At 33.5% G+C, this 19,294-nt stretch carries 22 protein-coding genes; 11 read left to right on the forward strand and 11 right to left on the reverse strand.

The genetic code is table 11. The features are described 5' to 3' along the window. Positions 1-7: 7 nt before the first annotated feature. Both purD and ABWU86_RS03620 read left to right on the forward strand, forming a co-directional pair. Positions 8-1,258, forward strand: a complete 1,251-nt coding sequence (gene purD / locus ABWU86_RS03615) for a phosphoribosylamine--glycine ligase (protein WP_353321463.1) — start codon at positions 8-10, stop codon at positions 1,256-1,258. 109 nt (positions 1,259-1,367) lie between these two features. Beyond that, a complete protein-coding gene (locus tag ABWU86_RS03620; protein WP_293793788.1) occupies positions 1,368-1,964 on the forward strand; it encodes a DUF1003 domain-containing protein in 597 nt (198 codons plus the stop codon). 9 nt (positions 1,965-1,973) lie between these two features. On the opposite strand, the gene ABWU86_RS03625 is transcribed toward ABWU86_RS03620, so the two are convergent. The 3 genes from ABWU86_RS03625 to ABWU86_RS03635 form a co-directional block, all read right to left on the reverse strand. Beyond that, positions 1,974-2,414: an Rrf2 family transcriptional regulator gene (locus ABWU86_RS03625; RefSeq protein WP_293793786.1), complete on the reverse strand. Its 441-nt coding sequence runs from the start codon at positions 2,412-2,414 to the stop codon at positions 1,974-1,976. Next, entirely contained in the window at positions 2,414-3,268 is an 855-nt protein-coding gene (locus ABWU86_RS03630) for an NAD(P)H-binding protein (RefSeq protein WP_293793785.1), read from the reverse strand. Before ABWU86_RS03630 ends, ABWU86_RS03625 begins: the two co-directional genes overlap by 1 nt. A 114-nt stretch (positions 3,269-3,382) precedes the next feature. Then, entirely contained in the window at positions 3,383-3,829 is a 447-nt protein-coding gene (locus tag ABWU86_RS03635; RefSeq protein WP_293793782.1) for a TM2 domain-containing protein, read from the reverse strand. Positions 3,830-3,982: 153 nt separating this feature from the next. On the opposite strand from ABWU86_RS03635, the gene ABWU86_RS03640 reads away from it, so the two are divergent. Both ABWU86_RS03640 and ABWU86_RS03645 read left to right on the forward strand, forming a co-directional pair. Further along, positions 3,983-4,420, forward strand: coding sequence for a DUF805 domain-containing protein (locus tag ABWU86_RS03640; RefSeq protein ID WP_293793780.1), 438 nt, complete (start codon positions 3,983-3,985; stop codon positions 4,418-4,420). A gap of 144 nt (positions 4,421-4,564) precedes the next feature. Next, positions 4,565-4,921 carry a DUF805 domain-containing protein gene (locus ABWU86_RS03645; RefSeq protein WP_293793779.1) on the forward strand — a complete coding sequence of 119 codons (357 nt, stop codon included), beginning with the start codon at positions 4,565-4,567 and terminating at the stop codon, positions 4,919-4,921. Positions 4,922-4,959: 38 nt separating this feature from the next. Here ABWU86_RS03645 and alsS read toward each other — a convergent pair whose 3' ends face one another. Next, entirely contained in the window at positions 4,960-6,633 is a 1,674-nt protein-coding gene (alsS, locus tag ABWU86_RS03650) for an acetolactate synthase AlsS (RefSeq protein WP_293793777.1), read from the reverse strand. 156 nt (positions 6,634-6,789) lie between these two features. On the opposite strand from alsS, the gene ABWU86_RS03655 reads away from it, so the two are divergent. After that, entirely contained in the window at positions 6,790-7,203 is a 414-nt protein-coding gene (locus tag ABWU86_RS03655) for a MarR family winged helix-turn-helix transcriptional regulator (protein WP_293793774.1), read from the forward strand. 25 nt (positions 7,204-7,228) lie between these two features. Here ABWU86_RS03655 and ABWU86_RS03660 read toward each other — a convergent pair whose 3' ends face one another. From ABWU86_RS03660 to ABWU86_RS03675, 4 genes are all read right to left on the reverse strand, one after another. After that, a complete protein-coding gene (locus tag ABWU86_RS03660) occupies positions 7,229-7,960 on the reverse strand; it encodes a hypothetical protein (RefSeq protein WP_353321468.1) in 732 nt (243 codons plus the stop codon). A 198-nt stretch (positions 7,961-8,158) separates the two neighbouring features. Next, positions 8,159-8,860, reverse strand: a complete 702-nt coding sequence (locus ABWU86_RS03665) for a YdcF family protein (protein WP_293793770.1) — start codon at positions 8,858-8,860, stop codon at positions 8,159-8,161. A 389-nt stretch (positions 8,861-9,249) separates the two neighbouring features. Next, on the reverse strand, positions 9,250-10,284 hold the full coding sequence (locus tag ABWU86_RS03670; RefSeq protein WP_353321470.1) for an SEC10/PgrA surface exclusion domain-containing protein: 1,035 nt from the start codon (positions 10,282-10,284) through the stop codon (positions 9,250-9,252). Between the two features lie 10 nt (positions 10,285-10,294). Continuing rightward, positions 10,295-10,525: a hypothetical protein gene (locus ABWU86_RS03675; RefSeq protein ID WP_293793766.1), complete on the reverse strand. Its 231-nt coding sequence runs from the start codon at positions 10,523-10,525 to the stop codon at positions 10,295-10,297. Between the two features lie 172 nt (positions 10,526-10,697). On the opposite strand from ABWU86_RS03675, the gene ABWU86_RS03680 reads away from it, so the two are divergent. The 4 genes from ABWU86_RS03680 (at position 10,698) to ABWU86_RS03695 (ending at position 13,716) form a co-directional block, all read left to right on the forward strand. Continuing rightward, positions 10,698-11,906: an MFS transporter gene (locus ABWU86_RS03680; protein WP_293793764.1), complete on the forward strand. Its 1,209-nt coding sequence runs from the start codon at positions 10,698-10,700 to the stop codon at positions 11,904-11,906. Positions 11,907-11,970: 64 nt separating this feature from the next. Beyond that, positions 11,971-12,225 carry a hypothetical protein gene (locus ABWU86_RS03685; protein WP_293793762.1) on the forward strand — a complete coding sequence of 85 codons (255 nt, stop codon included), beginning with the start codon at positions 11,971-11,973 and terminating at the stop codon, positions 12,223-12,225. A gap of 88 nt (positions 12,226-12,313) precedes the next feature. Then, a complete protein-coding gene (locus tag ABWU86_RS03690; RefSeq protein ID WP_353321474.1) occupies positions 12,314-13,348 on the forward strand; it encodes an NADH:flavin oxidoreductase/NADH oxidase in 1,035 nt (344 codons plus the stop codon). An 86-nt stretch (positions 13,349-13,434) separates the two neighbouring features. Further along, positions 13,435-13,716, forward strand: coding sequence for a hypothetical protein (locus ABWU86_RS03695; RefSeq protein WP_293793759.1), 282 nt, complete (start codon positions 13,435-13,437; stop codon positions 13,714-13,716). A 33-nt stretch (positions 13,717-13,749) separates the two neighbouring features. Here the strand turns inward: ABWU86_RS03695 and ABWU86_RS03700 are convergent, their stop codons facing one another. Together ABWU86_RS03700 and ABWU86_RS03705 are read right to left on the reverse strand one after the other, a co-directional pair. Continuing rightward, entirely contained in the window at positions 13,750-14,349 is a 600-nt protein-coding gene (locus ABWU86_RS03700; protein WP_353321477.1) for a DUF3862 domain-containing protein, read from the reverse strand. 122 nt (positions 14,350-14,471) lie between these two features. Next, the gene (locus tag ABWU86_RS03705) at positions 14,472-15,041 is read right to left on the reverse strand and encodes a TetR/AcrR family transcriptional regulator (RefSeq protein WP_353321479.1); all 570 of its coding nucleotides are present in this window, start codon (positions 15,039-15,041) and stop codon (positions 14,472-14,474) included. A gap of 604 nt (positions 15,042-15,645) precedes the next feature. On the opposite strand from ABWU86_RS03705, the gene ABWU86_RS03710 reads away from it, so the two are divergent. After that, the gene (locus ABWU86_RS03710; protein ID WP_353321481.1) at positions 15,646-16,368 is read left to right on the forward strand and encodes an MIP/aquaporin family protein; all 723 of its coding nucleotides are present in this window, start codon (positions 15,646-15,648) and stop codon (positions 16,366-16,368) included. An 890-nt stretch (positions 16,369-17,258) separates the two neighbouring features. Then, positions 17,259-17,972, forward strand: a complete 714-nt coding sequence (gene budA, locus ABWU86_RS03715; RefSeq protein ID WP_353321483.1) for an acetolactate decarboxylase — start codon at positions 17,259-17,261, stop codon at positions 17,970-17,972. A 45-nt stretch (positions 17,973-18,017) separates the two neighbouring features. On the opposite strand, the gene ABWU86_RS03720 is transcribed toward budA, so the two are convergent. Next, a complete protein-coding gene (locus tag ABWU86_RS03720) occupies positions 18,018-19,142 on the reverse strand; it encodes a hypothetical protein (RefSeq protein WP_353321485.1) in 1,125 nt (374 codons plus the stop codon). Positions 19,143-19,294: the final 152 nt, after the last annotated feature.

Genomic DNA, 19,294 nt, shown 5'->3' on the forward strand with positions numbered 1-19,294 from the left:
GGAATAAATGGAAAATTGGTTGTTAATTGGGTCTGGTGGTCGCGAATATGCGATGGCAAAGCAGCTAACTAAGAGTGCGAATCGCCATGTGTATGTGGCACCTGGTAATCCAATGATGAATATTTTAAAAAATGTTGAAACTTTAGATATTGAAGAGTGTGACTTTGAAGCCTTAATCGAATTCGCCAAACAAAATCAAATCGATTGGACATTGGTAGGTCCTGAAAAACCACTTAGTGAAGGGGTAGTTGATTGCTTTAAGGATGCGGGGTTAAACATCTTTGGCCCCAACCAAGCAGCTGCTCAACTAGAAAGTTCTAAGGAATCTGCTAAAGATGTAATGACATCTGCAGGGGTAGCGACTGCTCAATACGCGACCTTTGATAATCAAAACCAAGCTCTAAAATATTTAGAAACAACCAGTTTTCCGGTTGTAATTAAGCTAAATGGATTAGCTTCCGGTAAAGGGGTCTTTATCGCGGCAACTAAATCAGATGCTGAGAATATCATCAACGATGTTTATCAAAATAACGCTAATCAAGAAATTTTAATGGAAGACTACTTAGTCGGCCAAGAATTTTCCATGATTGTGATGGTTAATGATTTAGATGTTGTTACCATGCCGCTAGCGCAAGACCATAAGCGCATTTATGACGGTGATAAAGGGTTGAACACCGGTGGGATGGGTGCTTATAGTCCATTACCTCAATTTGGCTCAGATGTTGTCGAAGACGGGTTAGTGAAGGTGATTAGACCAGTTTTGGAGGAAATGCACAGACGTGACATTTTATTCCAAGGATTTCTATACGCCGGATTAATTATGACTGACGATGGCATCAAAGTGATTGAGTTTAATGTTCGAATGGGTGACCCAGAAACTCAAGTTATTCTTCCCCAATTGCAAGATGATTTTGGTGAAATCATTAAACAATTAATGAATCATCAACAACCAACAGTTAATTGGAGTAGCAATCGTTATTATTTAGGAAGTGTGTTAGCAGCAAAAGGTTATCCACAACAACATTTAGATGCAATAACATTACCTGAATTCACGCAACCAGATATTGAAATTGATTATGCCGGCGTCAAAGAACAAGACGAAAAGCTAGTTAGTTCTGGTGGTCGCATCATGATGGTGATTTCATCTGATGGTGACTTGAAAAAAGCACAAACTAGGGTTAACCAGGTGATTAAAGATACTGTCGATGCTAACCTATATTCATTTAGAACCGATATAGGTAACAAAGCATTTAAATAATAAAAAAAGCAGATCGATAAGATCTGCTTTTTATATAGGGAAATAATTTTTGTATCTAGTCACAAATAAGTATAAAATCAACAATATAAAGACATTTAGGAGTGAAAACATGGAAAACTACGCCCAACAATATGCTGATATAAAAAAGGCGATGCGTAAAGACGAGGCTGCCTTCAATAAGATAGATCGTCGATTAACTCAAAAAATTAATAATGAAGACTTTAAAGTGATTGATACCGACGAAGCCTTACAGGAAAACTATACTTTCGGTAAACGTTTAGCTGATAAGGTAGCTAAAGTCGGTGGTTCATGGGGGTTTGTAATTTCATTTATCGTTTTTTTAATAGTTTGGATGTTCATTAACGTTATGCAATTATTTGGCTGGCATTTCGATCCATATCCATTTATTTTATTGAACTTGGCTTTATCATGTATCTCTGCGATTCAAGCACCTATTATCATGATGAGTCAAAATCGTGCTGGTGAAAAGGATGACTTAAACCGTCGTAATGACTACCATGTTAACCTTCGTTCTGAAGAAGAATTGAAGTTATTGCATGCAAAAGTGGATTTGCAAACTAAGTATAATAAGCATCAAAGCCAATTGAATCAACTTCAAATGGAAATGCTAATTCGTATTGAAAATGCTCAAAGAGAAAAAGAAATTGAAAAATCAATTCACGTTGATTCAAATGATGAATACTAAAAAAGAGTGCTATTTAATAGCACTCTTTTTGTTTTCTTCAACCACATCATTGACGATATCTTGAAGGGTGATGGAGTTTAATTGTTGTTCTGCTTGTTGTTGAACTTGGTCATATGCTTTATGCAATGCGTGTTGAATGTTAGCACCTACTGGACAACGTTGATTAGTTTCTTCATCAACATGGATGAAATCAGGTTCTGCAATCGCGTTATAGACATCTAATAAAGTAATGTCTGATTGTTGACGACTCAATGCGACTTCGGCTTTACCAGGTACACTAGTGATTAAGCCAGCAGACTTTAATGCAGACATTAACCTTCTAACTAGACTGGGATTGGAGTTTATACTTCCGGCAATCGCACGACTAGATAAATCGTTTTCGACGATGTCTGAAGCACTAATATAGGTCAAAATATGAATCGCATCACTCAAACGATGTGAATATTTCATTATTTAACAACCTTCTTAATGGCTTCAGTAAGTGGAGTTAGGGGATGACTGATGATAGCAGTTAAGTCATTAGTTTCTTCGTCTAATTGACCTTCCTTGATTAGTTGTTGAATACTTGAAACGATTTCAACAGTTGAGTCATCTAAGCCAGCTTCTTTTAGACCGTTAGCGTAGTCTTTCATGTTAGCTGAGATAACTGGGAAATCAGCGCCGGTAGCTTCTTTTAATGCGTCAGCTAACTCAGCATAAGTGTGTCTAGGACCAGCAAATTCGTAAATTTCCTTTGGTTGTTTGCTTAATAATACACGGACAGCACCTTCAGCGTATTCTGCTTCTAGCGCCCAACCAACGTGACCATCTTCGGCAGCGTATACAAATGGGTTACCTTGCGCTGCAGGGGCTAAAACAGTTGCTTCATTTTCTAGGTACCAGTTGTTACGAACAAAAGCGTGGTCTAATCCAGCTTCTTTAATCGCAACTTCTGTCTTAGTGTGATCATGTGATAAGAAGTTATCAGCTGTTTCAGCATGTGGGAAACTAGTGTATACCACAAATTCAACTCCAGCAGCTTTAGCGGCATCAACAACGTTTTGGTGTTGAGTCATACGAGGTAGTTCCATGCTAGGTTGCGATGAAACAAATAATAATTTATCAACATCTTGAAGTGATTCTGTCATTTGATTAACGTCTCCATAATCGAAAGGACGAACATCTAAACCAGCAGGAAGTTGTTTTTCTGCTTTTTCTACATTTCTTGCTAAAGCGATAATTTCATCGCGGTGGACATTCTTCATTAAAACTTTAATGGCTTCTTTACCAAAATTACCAGTTACGGCACTAATTGCATATTTCATAATTTTATTCTCCTCGTTGTTACTTTATTATTAACATGTTACATATAAAATAACAGGTGCAAATATAAAAGTCAAATAAAAAAGCTTTCTAACTGGATAGAAAGCTAAAAATTATTATCGTGGTTTACTAAAGTCTATTTCATCATCAATATTAACGTTAAATGAAGATGATTGCATTCCAGTAAGCTCTAAAACACTTTTACCGGTAATGATTGGGATACCATCGTATGCTTTTTGAATACGGTCTTCTTTGATCCATTGTTGGATGGAAAAAGCATCAACAAGCCACCAAACCCAGACGATAGCTAACAAAATAAATCCAATGAAGAAAGTTGAAGTTATCAATCCAATAATCCATAGTGTTAACATTAATCCGGCTCGCTTGTGATTTAAGTAAAAACGATGTGCACCTAGACAACCAAAGAAAATCCATAGAAGCCATGTTACTGCGGCACTCTTTGAATTGTCTGTAATATATTCATTTAAAGCAAGTTGCTCATCGGTTGATATATTTTTTCTTGCAGCTATTACTTGTTGCTCAATTGACGCTATATTATCCATGGAAATCCTCCTTAACTTGTTATTTCTTGATTATATCATTATTAGATAAAACCATAAAATGAGAAACTTAAGCTTTTTTTACGTTTTATCAGATTGATTTTTAATAATTTCTTTATTAAGATAGACTTAATTACTAAAAAGGAGATTTTAACTATGCTAAAAGCTTTCAAGTTATACTGGAAAAATTACTTTAATTTTAGAGGAGTAAGTAAACGTTCTGAATACTGGTGGATGCAACTTATTAATGCAGTTATTTTTGCTGTATTTGTTTTAGGATTTGGTGGCATTGGTATTATTACTGCATTAACTTCAGGAAAAACAGTTCAAGGATTTGGAATTGGTGCATTAATTGGAATTATTGTTGCAGTAGTATATGCTCTTGCAGCTATTATTCCAGGTATTAGCCTTGTATTCCGTCGTTATCGTGATGCTGGTGTTACTCCATGGTGGCTACTAGCTACAGCAGTACTACCCGCATTAATTCAAGTTTCAGACTTCTATGATAAGTATGCTTGGTTAAGAACTATTGTGTTTATCATTAGTGTAATTAACTTTATTATTCTTGTATTACCTAGCAAAAATAAAGACTAGTTAATTACTTTGGTCTAGGAAGTGGTTTATCCACTTCTTTTTTTGTTTGGTAGTGATATAATAATGGGACATATATTTATAGATGTAACTAAAAAATAAAAAATGGGAAGTGATTTTGTGTTAGGTTTTTTTGAAGGGTTCGGGATGTATTGGACAAGATATTTTGATTTTAAAGGCCGTAGTCAACGTTCTGAATTCTGGTGGAGTTTTTTAGGCCTAACCATTCTTACCGGAATAATCGCAGGAATTACTAATGTTAATAATCGAATTGGTAGAATGATTTACCTAATTTTTACTATTGCGACTTTTATTCCTAACTTATCTCAATATGCAAGACGATTTAGAGATATTGGAATTAATCCCAAGTGGATCATTTTAACTTATGGATTACCCTTATTATTGGTAGAGATTATTAATTATTTACCATGGTACATTCAAGTGCTCGATATATTATTAGTATTGGTAGATATGGGTTTATCAGCTTTACCTAGCAAAGACTAAAAAAAGAGTTAAGGTAGTTATGCCTTAACTCTTTTTGATTAGTTAAATTCGTTTGGAATTAATTTAGTTTTTAGTTCTATGTTATCTTTATAATCAACAGGGATTTCAATAATAACAGGGCCTTCGACTTCACTAGCTCGGTTTAAAGCGGAATCTAATTGATCAACATTATTAGCACGAATGCCAGTGGCACCGAAACTTTCAGCATACTTTACGTAGTCCACATAACCAAATTTTACACCGGCGTCATGACCATATTTAGCCACTTCTTGGAATTTAACCATGTCGTAGTAACCATCGACCCAGATTAGTTGAATGATGTTTAATTTTAATCTAACCGCAGTTTCTAGTTCTTGTCCGGAAAATAGGAATCCACCATCACCAGAGATGGAAATAACTGGTTGTTCAGGGTGAGTAAGTGCAGCTCCAATCGCCCATGGTAGTGAAACTCCAAGGGTTTGCATACCATTACTAAATAGTAAGTGTCGAGGTTTGTATGTCTTGAAGTAACGCCCCATCCAGATATAGTGACTACCAATATCTACGGTTACAATTGTATCTTCGTTCACGAATTTTTGTAATGATTGAATGACAGAAATTGGATGTAGACCATTATCAGTAGTTTCGTGAATTTCTTCAACGGTTTCAGTGAAGTGTTCACGTAATTTATGAAGTTGGTCTTTAACATTAGCGTCTAATTCTAAAGAGTCATCTAGGTATTCAGTTAAAGCAGTTAAACTTTCTGCAATATCGGCATTAACAATTATTTTAGGTTGGTATTCTGCTGTAATTTCAGGGGAAACTGTATCGATGTTAATTACTTGAGTGTGTGATTGGTTCCAGTTACGAGCTTCGTATTCGACAGGATCGTATCCAACTGCAATAATGAGATCGCTATTTTTTAGAATCGTATCACCAATTTGGTTGTCGAATAAACTAACACGACCGTAGTAGTTTTCCACTAGATCTTTGGAAATTACTCCAGCGCCTTGGTAGGTTTCAACGACTGGAATAGAGAATTTACGTAATAGCATGTGTAATGCTTCAGAAACATCCTGAGTAGAGGAACGCATACCAGCTAGAATTACTGGTTGCTTAGCTTTACCAATTAATTCTGCGATTTCTTTCATGCGTGTCTTATCAACACTTCCATTGGTGATGGCGGGAAGTTTATCGATCACTGGACGAGTCACTTCTTCACTTAGAATATCTTGTGGTAGTGACAAGAAAGCAGCACCTTTCTTAGGTGATTGCGCACTGATGTATGCGTTAGAGAATGTTTCTGATATGTTATTAGGGTCTTGTACTTCAACAGAAGTCTTAGTAGTGCTTCTTAATAAGTCTGCGTTATTGATACTTTGATGGGTTAGACGTAATAAGTCATCACGTTTAACTTGTCCACCAATTGCAATAACGGGGTCACCTTCAGAAGTAGCAGTAATTAGACCAGTAGCTAGGTTAGAAACACCAGGTCCAGATGTTACGGCAACGACACCAGGTTCTCCAGTTAAGCGACCGATAGCAGCAGCGATAAAAGCAGCATTTTGTTCGTGTCTAGTGACAATTAATTGTGGTGCTTTTGGATCTTTACAATCTTGTAAATCTTCGAAAAATTGGTCCACTTTAGCACCAGGAATCCCGAAAACGTATTTAATATTTTGATTGATCATGCTTTGAATTAAAGCTTTTGATCCGGTTAATGGTTTATTCATGATTACACCTCTTAAATAAATAGGAAAAATTTAATTGATTAACTATTAATTACTAAATGATAGTAGTATTATGATTAAAGGGTCAATTTAATTGACCCTTTATATAATAACACTATTTTTAAAAAGGTCAATTTAATTGACCTAAAGGAGAATTTGATGATCGATAAAAAGAAATTAATGGTCTTTTATTTCGCCTATCAAGAAATTGCTAGAAGTATTGATTTGGAACAATACAACTTAACTTCTAACCAACAAAAAATGTTATTTTCAATTGATACAATTGAGGAAATTACAATCAAACAATTATTAAAAATATTGGATATTTCTAAACAAGCATTGAATGTGGCTTGTCGTGATCTACGTGAACGTAATTTAGTTTATACAGGCCCATCCAAGACTGATAAACGAAAAAAAGTCGTTTTTTTGACTGATGATGGTAAAGCATTAATCGAAAAGATTGAAGCTAAACAGCTTAATTTTATTAACGATATTTGTGATAGTACTAATTATAATTGGGAAGACACGATGAAGAAGTTAACTAAGCAATATTTGGATGATATTAGAAAATAAAAACGTTGCTGTAAGGCAACGTTTTTTAATTGGCTTCAATTACTACATAGTAATTATTTAAATTGTTGGCGTTACCTTGATAAATGGGGCTTTTTTTAGCAGCAATTCCAATCGATGAAATATTATTGCTGGTAATTAAATTATTAAAAGAAGTGTTGCTTTGTTTGGAAAATTGGCTAAACATTATCCAACTAAGGGATGTCCCTTGGTAATCAGCATCATCTTGATATAACCAATATGAAATATTGGTATTGTTTTGGGGCAATATATATTGTTCAATTATATTTAATTTGTTTTTAGCATCGTCTTCTAATGAAAAGTCAAATCGAATGGGTGATAATCCATTATCACGACGATAAGTGTTAATGTTTTTCACTGTGTTGATGGCTACTTGGTGGCTAAATGAAGCTTTCTGGTTAATCTGAATAGCACCATGCCAAAGATAACCGACTAGCTGATGGTTTTGATAGATGGCTTGATAGATTTTTTGCGTGCCATTAATATTAACGTGATAACTAGTTCCAACGGTGATTACTTGGTTGGATAAAGATTTAGCTTTTTGTTTGACGTCTTTGAATGTTAAATCACGATAGATATTTTCATTATGATTAGCGACTACAATCCCGATACTATCTGAAGTTTCTTCAGTTACTCTATAAATAGATGGACTATCGACTTTCTTAACGTTAGCATTGGTAGTAATACTGGGAGTAATTGTTAAAAGGAGTAAAATAACAATCATAATTATATTTTTCATTTAAGCACCTTCTTTATGATAATTAGTATAGCAGTAAAAGCTTTAAGAAATATTAAACTCACGTTACAAAGGAGAATTTAAAATGAAGCAAGATAAAATGGTAGTTGCAGCGATGATAATAGTGGGAATAGTCTTACTAGGTTGCATTGTCGCTTATTTAATTAATTAAAAAGACGTCGAAATTATCGACGTCTTTTTTTATAGATGCGGAATCACTGCGATTAAAATAAATGCGAATACAATCATTAAGTTGGCTAATTTATGACGCATTAAAATGGCGATAAATTCACGGATAATCGCGTTCGGTAAAAAGAAGAAACTCGTTTTGGCACCTAATCCATAAATGTGCATACCTGCTTGATAAGCATATGAGCTAGCACGATAAATATGGTAGTTGTTCGAAACAAATAAACCACTATTTGAATCTAATTGATGATCATCAACAATTTTTTTCGAAAAAGCGAAGTTTTCAATTGTGTTTCTTGATTTATCTTCGGCGACTACATCGTTGGCATCGATACCTTGCTTAATTGCATAGTCTCGCATTGCTACACCTTCAGGGATGGTTTCATCGACGCCTTGACCACCTGAACAAATAATTAATGGGCGATGACCATTTGATGCTTGTTGCTTGTAAACGTCGATGGCGCGTTGAATTCGCGCAGCCAATAAAGGTGAAACTTGGTTACCATTTAATAATCCAGCTCCCAAGACAATGATGAAGTCTTTGTAGTTTTTTGGTCGGTAGAAGTTACAAATCCAGACCGAAATTGAGAAAATCACGAACAAACTGATTAGGTAGAAAATACTTAGGTTACAAATGATTTCTAGAATTGAGTTATAAGGTTTAGGAATTAGTTTATGAAATAGTAGGAAATTAATTAATGGGTATAACAGCATGAAAATTCCTAAAATTAAAGTTAATAAATTCGCTAGTGAATGGCTCTCTCTTATCCATACAATGATTCCATTCCAAATGAAAATAACTGCGTGAAATGTATATATTATAATAATTCCAACGGCCGTTATTATAAAAGTTACTAAAAATATAGTATGCAATAGTTTACTATTGCTATATATTGAAAAGAAAACAAAGTTACCAGCCAGTGAAAATAACGCCATTAAGGCTAAAAAACCGTTCCATAAACTGGCTTGATGTTTATAAAATGACCATGAAAATAGGATAACTAACATTAAAAAAACAATTGGTAAAATGTACATTGCTATCGTCCTTATAATTTAGAATATAAAAGCTCACAATAACTATTGTGAGCTTTTACTGTTTATATTTATTTTACACTAATCATAGTACCAATGTTGTATTGTTTGTTAACTAATTTGTTGTGAGGAACCATAAAGAAATGAATTCCACCAAATTTATCAAAAGAAACAGCAAAGTAATTAGGTTGGTACTTTTTGTGGATGTCTAGATTCATTAATGCACTAGCATGACCCCAGTATGATGGTCCATCTTCAAATAATTGAAGCGCGATTGAGTTATAAATAGCATGTTTTAAAGCAGCCATTGATACAACACGTTTTTTAATTTTAGGACTAGTTAGAGCAAATGATGGATTGTCACTGTAGTTTTCTTCAGCAACATCAGAAATCTTAAATTTCTTAGAAACTACTTTTTGCGCCTTTGGATCATGACTAGTCTTTTTGCCAGTATTGTTCCAGTTGTCTTTACTGTAAACATCAGCATATGCTTGTGCAGCTTTAATAGTGTTTGATGATGCCTTGTATTGAATTCCTTTAGCTTGTTTAATAGCTGGATTTAAAACACTTAATGCAAATTGAGTTAATTCTTTGGATTGTGCGTAAGTAATCTTATTTAAGTTAACTTGACGACTTAAGTCTTTTTTAGAAGGTGTAAATGAATTTATTGCTAGACCATTTAAACCGATTTTACCAAATTTAATTTGTAAGTTTCTGTTAGAAACATTATTTCCATTGGAAACAGATTTAAGAGCTTTAATTGTATATCCTTTAGGTAATTTGATAACATTTTTTGGATTTTTTGTTGCTTTATAATTAATTTTAGTAACAAAGTTAGCATCAGACCCAGGATCAGTAACTGTATTCCCATTAGTCTTGATAGCTTCTGTAGGAATGAAGTTATTTAAATCATCTTGCGTTAATTTACTGATTGATTTTTTTGTTGCGATAATAGCATCATCAGTAGTTTGTTGTTTAAATTTTGTAATTAATGCATTTTCAGAAGTACTAGTATTTTTTGTGTTAGCACTTACTGTCAAAACAGAAGTAGAGAATGTAGCAGCAACTAATGTTGATAAAGCAATTGTTTTAATCATTTTTTTCATAATATATCTCCTATTTAGTTCCTAATAAGTAAATTGCAGCGGCGACTAATATTACGCCAATTACGACAATAACTGCACCGAAACGGATTAGTTTTCCACCAATTCCGTCCCAGGCTGGTTTATTAGCCATTGCACGAAGTTTAAAGAAGAACCAACCTAATCCCATACAGATGGCTCCGAAAAGAAAAACACCATAAGCAAACAGCATAAAAAAGCTTTGTGTATTTTGAACAGCTTGCATGATTTCCTCCTATAATAAAATTATTTTAAGTAATCTTATCACAATGATAATTAAATACCAATTGAATTTGTTTAATCTTAACAATTACTTAATAATTCTCATGTATTCGGATAAGTGTTATAATTTTTAATTATGTCTTAAATAAATCACGTATAAGGAGATGAGTTCACCCTTGGGTGATCGAGCGATTAATTGGAAGCAAAACTTGAATGTTTTATGGTTTGGTAACTTTATAGCAGGAATTGGGTTTAGCTGTATTAGTCCATTTATTGCTTTGTTTATTGGGCAATTGGGTAACTATAGCACGGAACAGGTTTCAATTTTGAGTGGGATGGCATTCGCTGCACCATTTTTAGTTAAGATGGTAGTGTCTCCACTTTGGGGAATCTTGGCTGATAAGTATGGTAGAAAGCCCATGCTGTTACGAGCATCATTGGGGATGGCAATTGTAATTGGTTCAATGAGTTTAGTTACCAGCGCATGGCAACTAATTGTGTTAAGACTATTGCAAGGAATCTTTTCAGGGTTTATTAGTAATGCAAACGCGTTAGTTGCCGCAGAAACGCCTAAAGATCATGTCGGACAAGCATCCGGCAAGCTAGCTACTGGAAACGTTTCAGGGACATTGATTGGTCCGATGATTGGAGGACTAATCGCTGATACTTTTGGTTATCGTTATACCTTCTTAATTACAGGGATTGCGATGCTAACAGCATTCTTCTTAAGTGTTTTCTTTGTACATGAAAACTTTAAACCAGTTGAACGTAAGAAGGGTGAAAAGCAACCGCATTTCTTATCAGGTATTCCGACTAAACAGATTTTATTCGGAATGTTCTTAACTACTTTATTCATACAAGCTACTAATAATTCTATCTCTCCAATTTTGAGTTTGTATGTTAAACAATTAGATCCAACGTCGACTAATATTGCACTTACTGCTGGAATTATCCAAGCTATTAATGGGGTGGCAATGGTATCGATTGCGCCTTTTTTTGGCCGATTGGGTGACAGGATTGGTTCACATCAAATATTAAAGTTTGGATTATTTTTTTCAATGGGCATCTTCTTCTTAACAACATTTGCACAAAACGTATGGGAATTAGGAACATTACGTTTCTTTATCGGGATATCTGATGCTGCATTACTACCCACTGTTCAAGCTATTCTTGCTAAATATAGTCCACATGACAGAATCAGTCAGGTCTTTAGTTGGAATCAAAGCTTCCAAGCAGCTGGTAACGTGACCGGACCAATGATTGGATCAGCGGTGGTATTGATTGGCGGATACCGCGGTGTATTTATTGCTACAACCATCTTGGCGGGAATCAATTTATTCCTAGTCCGTAAGAATATTAAATCAATTGAAACTGATAAGAACTAAATAGTTGTTGTTTGACGAATTGTCATTATAATTAGTTAGATAATAATCGTGGAGGTAGATAATTATGTTACAAGCACAAATTGATGAAACACTACTAACACTTAAAAGGACACGTTCTCACATTATTAATGCTTTAGATGGTACTAACCGTGATAGTAATGTGATTAGAGATATTGATCATTTAGTGGAATATTTAAATCAAAATGATAGTGAAGAAATTACGCAAGAGTATATTGATCGTAAGTTTAGAATTATCAAAGGTGAAATTAATTGTTCGCTAGATTGTTTTAACAATGCGATGAAAGCATTAATGAAATAAGCATTCCTGATGGGAATGCTTTTTCTTTTAGAAAAATAAAAACGACGTGTATAATAACTTACATTAAATAAGTGAGAGGAAGATGATTATGTCAAAATTATTATCACCAGCTAAAGTGGGAGGCTTGCAATTATCTAATCGAGTTGTAATGTCGCCAATGTGCACTTATGAGGTAAAAAAAGAAGATGGTATTCCAACACCATTTCATTTTGCACACTACGGTATGCGAGCAATTAGTAAAGTTGGGTTGATTATTACCGAATCAACTGCCGTAGATCCTAAAGGTCGTATTAGTAAGAATGATTTAGGACTATGGGATGATGACCAAGTTCCTGAATTTAAACGTCTAATAGATTCGCTACACTATTTAGGAACAAAAGTCGGGATTCAATTAAATCATGCTGGTAGAAAAGCAGCTGATGAAGATTCACCAGTTGCACCCAGTGCAATTGCTTTTGATGAAAATAGCAAGACACCAGAAGAATTATCTATAGACCAAATTAAAAAAATCGTTAGAAAGTTTGGTGAGGCTGCAAAACGTGCTTCTGACGCTGGAGTAGATATGATAGAAATTCATGGTGCTCATGGATACTTATTAAATCAATTCTTGTCGCCAGCAAGTAATCATCGATCAGATGAATATGGTGGAAGTTTAGAAAATCGTTTTAGAATTGTAAGAGAAGTTGCCGAGATTGTGAAAGATAACTTTTCAGGACCAATTTGGGTTCGCTTATCATTAACTGATTATGCCGATGATGGCAACGAAAATTCTATCGACGATTGGAGACAAGTTGGTAAATGGTTAGAAACTGCTGATGTTGAACTACTTGATGTTTCAACAGGAGGATTGCTGCCTGTTGGACCTAATTTCCCTGTTCATGATGGATATCAAACTCGTTTTGCTACAGAATTAAAGAGAAGTGTTGATATTGATGTTTCAACAGTTGGTTTATTGGATAATCCGGGTTTAGCGGAATATATTTTACAAAACAATCAAGCTGATTTAATCATGCAAGGCCGTGCATTATTGAGAAACACTAATTGGTTAAACGATGCTGCTAAGGAACTTCATGATAAAAAATTTACAGCTTTTGATGCATCATATGGTCGTGGTCAAAAATAATCATTTAGATTAGTTCTATTATATTTTCATCTAATTTTAATTTGTTATATAATTTATACTAATGCATCCATAATGAGGTGATTTATATGTATTGGACTGATGATCGAATTATGACTTATCAAGCTAAAATTAAGGGAGCTTGGTATGTAAAAAAATTTCAACAATACTATCAATTCGACTTGCGTAAACCTGAGGATAAGATTCGAATGTATCGTCAATTAGAACCAAAGACAATTAAGTCGTACTTTGATGATTTAATTGATACTTATGAAGAAAATTTTTTAAAACAATTAAACAACATGAGTAACGATGACCTACTAGAAACCTTAGATGCACTTAGAGAAGATGGTTACATTGATATTATGTAAAAAGGAACTGATTTATTAAATCAGTTCCTTTTTTTAGTTACTACTTAGAGTTACAAATTGAGTTTTACTCAATTTATTATTACTAAACGTCAAGTTACATGCGTGATTATTTTTATCAGTTTGATAAGTCATGAAGGCGACCCCATCAGATACTTGTTCAGACAAAGGAGCTCCTAATTTATCTTTAACAGCTTCGAATGACATTGAGTTATTTAATGCTTTGATTTTAGCTTTACTTACAATCTTAGAGTTTGTATTTTGTTGAAAACCTTTACTTAACACTTTATCTTTGTAAATGATAGCGAAAATGTATTGAAGCTGAGCGTTGCCCCCCATTTGCCATGTATATTGAGTAGCAGGATCATTATTAGTAAGCTTAGTTTCCTTGGAAGAACTTGGCTTTCCTAAAATGCTCATAATTTTCTTGGAACTGTCACCACCATTTAGTTGTTGGTTAGTATATTTAATTTGTTCATATTTTTCTAATGATATTCCAGAGGTGTTTAGCGCGTCAGATAGGGTAGGCTTAGGTGTTGAAATAGTTTTATGTTCATCAACATTTTTCTTACCACAAGCGCTAAGAATTAGAATAGATGTTAATAACGCAAGTGAGATTGATAAAATTTTTTTCATAATCGTTCTCCTTAATTATTTCTGTATCTTTCATTTTAATTCGAATAGGTACTAAATATCAATGATTAACAGCTATAATATTGAATTTTATGTATAAAAAAAGAGTCACAATGACTCCTTAACTATTCTCTAATAACGATCCCACATATTTCGGTCATGGAATTATTAATTAGTTTATAGAATATCTTTCTGAATTCTTCCGTAGGTATAGGAATAGGTTGAGAAATCCAAGCCATAATAGCGTCTAAAATTACTCTAAAGAAAAATGAAAGTGTAAAATATTTAGGAATGCCAACCTTGTTTTCATCATAGTGATCAAAATAAGGGATTAAAAATTTTTCATAGTGGCTTTGTAGAAAACTGAATAATTCAGGTTCATAAAATTTATATAGAACTTTAATATATTCTCTATCATCATATACGATTGGAAATACATTTTCTGTTAAAATGTGGAAAAAATTAGAATTGCCTTTATCTACGCTATCAAATTCTGCGTCTAATGATTCGCTGATATTTTCTTCTATAAAGTGAACAATATCGATTTTATTCTTAAAGTGATTGTAAAACGTACCTCTAGAAATATTTGCATTGTCAATAATATCATTGGTACTAATTGTATTGATGTCTTGCTGAGCAGATATGTTTAAAAAGGACATAACAATTTTTCTTTTTGATTTATTAGTAATTAACATAATAGTTCATCTCCTTTTAAGATTATTTTCATTATTATAAGTTTATTTGATTTTTCGTATTCTCTACATACATTATAGTATCGATTGAGGGATTTAAATTTTAAGATTTAGATAAGTTTATTAAATTTATCTATATTTATTATGATAATTCAAGAAAGTATAAATATTATTTATATCTATGACGGTAAATTTTTTAAAATAATTCTTTTATAGATGCTGTTATCAAGAAATTATAACGATTTTTTACATTTGTACATTAAATATTTATTATTGCTATTGAAAAAATAACTGAATGACAATATAATCATAAATGCTAAAGATATTTATAAAAGTATCTATTTACAATTAGCGACTCATTTTCAACTTGATCACTGTGAATAAGACACGGTTTTACAACGACTTAATAACGGCAAAGAAATACATAAACATTGAAATAGATATTATGACTGAAAGGTTATGAAATCAAACCAAGACTTTATAACCTTTTTTATATGCCAAAAAAGATTGCTGAGAATATCTAGTTTTAAGAGCAAGTGAGTTTGATGAAAACGTAGACAATGATAATCGATACGACTCGATAAATAATATGATGGGGGATAGAAAGTTGGATCATTATACGTTATTAACTAGATGCATTGCCGAATTTATGGGGACAGCTATCATGGTTGCCTTAGGAAATGGTTCGGTGGCTAATGTGGAATTAAAAGGAACTAAAGGGTTTCATGGAGGATGGATCCTAATTGGATTAGGATACGGAATTGGGGTCATGATTCCAGCATTAATGTTTGCTACTGTTTCGGGAGCGCAAATAAATCCAGCGATGACTTTGGCATTGGCTTTCACCAATCAATTTCCTTGGCATGAAGCATTATTCTACATTATTGCTCAATTTTTTGGAGCTGCTGTTGGTCAGCTGGCGGTAGTAGTGGCGTATAAGCCATATTATGATGAAACCACCGGTGATGAGTGCATCTTAGGGACGTTTTCTACTATTGATGCTGCTCATAGCTATGTAAATGGTTTTATAAATGAATTAATCGGAACTTTTATTTTAGTGTTAGGTGCACTAGCTATGACCAATGATAAAGTTGACCCTCGAGCTGATTTTATCGGTTTAGGTTTTTTGGTAATGTGTTTAGTTATTTCATTTGGTGGACCCACTGGACCAGCGTTAAATCCTGCAAGAGATTTAGCGCCACGAATTATTCATTCATTATGTCGTTTTCCAAATAAGGGGAACTCACATTGGAAGTATAGCTGGGTTCCTGTTGTGGCTCCGATTATAGGAGCGTTATTAGCAACAGTTCTCTATCAAAAGATATTATAAAAACAAAAAAGACGTTTTATTTTAACGTCTTTTTTTGTATCTTAATGAAAATGTAAACAATAATAAAATTTCTTATTAGTTTTTGAACTAGCCTTTTAAATTATCGTTATAATAACCAAAATTATCGATAAAAAACGGTTGCTTTTTATACATATGTATATTTTTATTCTCGTTGACACTATTATAGATTGGATATATTCTAGCTTAGAAGATTTAGGCAATCGACTATTTTCTCGATTAGATGTGAATAGTCATCGCTAAGGTCTTCTAAATATTGGGATAAATCTTTGTAAGTTGGTTTTTGGTGCAAAGTACGTGAATGATTGATTAAGCTAAGACAATGGTAGGTTGTGGAATTATAGATTATAATCACTTATACAATTTATGGTCTAGTTAATAATCATTCATTGGCTTTTATCAAAATATCTTAAGAGATCATCTTAGTCTAAATCTTAAAATTTAGTTTTTTCTGGCTCTTTTTATTTAACTATCTCTAACCGTATAAAATATTAAGTCGCGCTGATATTTTATATTAATAAAATCCGCAATGTATTGAATTTCCCCGAATTTAATATATTAACTCTCATCCAGAAAATAGAAAAAACAAAGTCTTATAAAATTAAATTGCTTGCATGTGTTCATATCAATATATCCTAAACAATATTATTGATCTCACTTCCAAAGAATTTATCATTTGATAAATTATAGTAATCGAATATTTAAGTCAAGCTTTGTAGTAAAGACTAACTTGCGTAAATATAATTGTCGCAATAGACAATTTATTAATAACTGATACTGTATAGTATTGGTTATTTTTTATTTAGTTTTAAATCACACCAAAATAAAATGATTGTGATAAACTTGAATAAATAATTAAGGAGATGACAATAATGAATAATGTGGATTCATTATATCAATACGGAACATTAGCTTTATTAGTTCCAGGACTATTTGAAGGAAATTTAAGTTTAACTGACTTACTATCACACGGTGATACTGGTATCGGAACTGGTGATGGTCTAGACGGTGAACTAATCATTTTAGACGGTATTGCTTATCAAGTTGATGGTGATGGTAACGTCAATGAAGTTAAAGATGACTTTACAGTTCCATTTGCCAACGTTCATCAAGGCGCTTTCAAGCCATTAACTGATGTTGATGCATCATTGAACGCTGCTGCTTTTGAAAAGAAAGTATTAGATGCCACTAAATGGGAAAATACATTCTTCTCTGTTAAAGCACACGGTAAATTCAAGTTTGCGCAAACTAGATCGATTAACAAACAACCAAAGCCTTATCCTGGATTAGTGGAATGTGCTAATAACCAAAGTGTCTTTAAAAAAGAAGATGTTGAAGGAACAATTATTGGTTACTATTCACCACAAATATTTAATGGTGCTGCAGTAGGTGGCTTCCACTTGCACTTCTTAGCTGATGATCATTCAATGGGTGGTCACGTTATGGACTTCGAAATGCAATCAGGTAACATTGCAGTTCAACGATTCAGTAAGTTAGAACAAGAATTACCAGTTAACAACCAAGACTACATGGATCACGACTTCTCAAAAGACGACATTCAAAAAGCGATTGGTGAAGCTGAATAAAATAAAAAAGGCCGACAATTAATTGTCGGTCTTTTTTATTTTGCACTATTTGTTGTTAGTGTTAGTGCTTTGGTTGGAATTTGCGTTAGAGTTACCTTGATTTGAATTGGATTGGGTCTTGTTTGGATCCCAAGGACCTTGGTATACCCAACCGTTAATTGAAGTGTAGTAAACGTAAACATCGTAAGTTTGGTGGTCACTTCTAAATGATGTCCATTGATCACCGTTTTGAGGAGTGTATCCCTTTAACACGATGTTTCTAGCATCATCAGGAGTGTATCTAGCTACGATTCTGCTTTGACCAGTTTCTTTACCACTACTGTCCTTTAACTTGATAACAACAGTGTTAGTTAAAGTAGCTAGACCTTGGTTATTACCAACATTAACTCCGTTGGATAAACCGTTAATCATAATGCTTTCAGTTGAGTCACTAGTCTTTTGAACTCTGATTTGATCACCAGGGTAAATAGTAGTACCGCCTAAAGTAATGCTACCTAAGTAGTATGAGTAGTAACCAGTAACGTATCCTGAGTCAGGTAGTTTGTCTGAATCGACAGTGGAGAAACCAGTCTTGTAAACTTTGGCAGCTTTCATCCAGTTAGCTTTAGTTGAACCGTATACCCACACACCGTTGTAGTTTGGTACGTTTCCGTAAACAATCCAGCCGGCGTTGTTTGATAGTTTTCTAGTAAATAAGGCAGTACCCTTCTTGATGGTAGCAGTCTTAGTTACTTTGCTTTGGATAACACCGTTTGCAACTTTATGTGCAGATACTTTAATGTTCTTAGTGGTCTTTACATACTTAGTTGAGAATGATGGATCAACATAAGTTTTCATCCATGTAGTAGTGCTTTGTTTAGTAATCCAAACGGCACCGTTACTTGATTTAATTCCAGATAATAACCATTCTTTGTGGTTGTTGTTAATGCGACTAACTGTTAAAGCAGTGCCTTTTTTGATGGTTTTCTTCTTTAGTACTGTGTTTGAAAGAGTGTTGTTGCTAACACTGTGTTCGTAAGCAGTAATGGTTCTTGTAGTCTTAATGCTACGTGATTGATTCCAATAGTTTGAGTTTTTGTTAGGTAAACCTTTAGCGTTAGCTGCAACTGCTGGAGTAGCAAGTACAACTACTGCTGCGAATAAACTAACAATGACTTTTTTGAAATTCATAATAGTCCTTCTTTCAATGTATTAGTTACTATCATGGTAACGTAGAATGATGAAAATTTCTATTATTTTATAATATTTGAGCAAAATATAGGACAACCATAAATCATTTTGATATTCTTTAGGAAGAGTAAGATTATTTAATGTAAAATATT

The organism is Apilactobacillus pseudapinorum, from assembly GCF_040369555.1.
GTDB lineage: Bacteria > Bacillota > Bacilli > Lactobacillales > Lactobacillaceae > Apilactobacillus.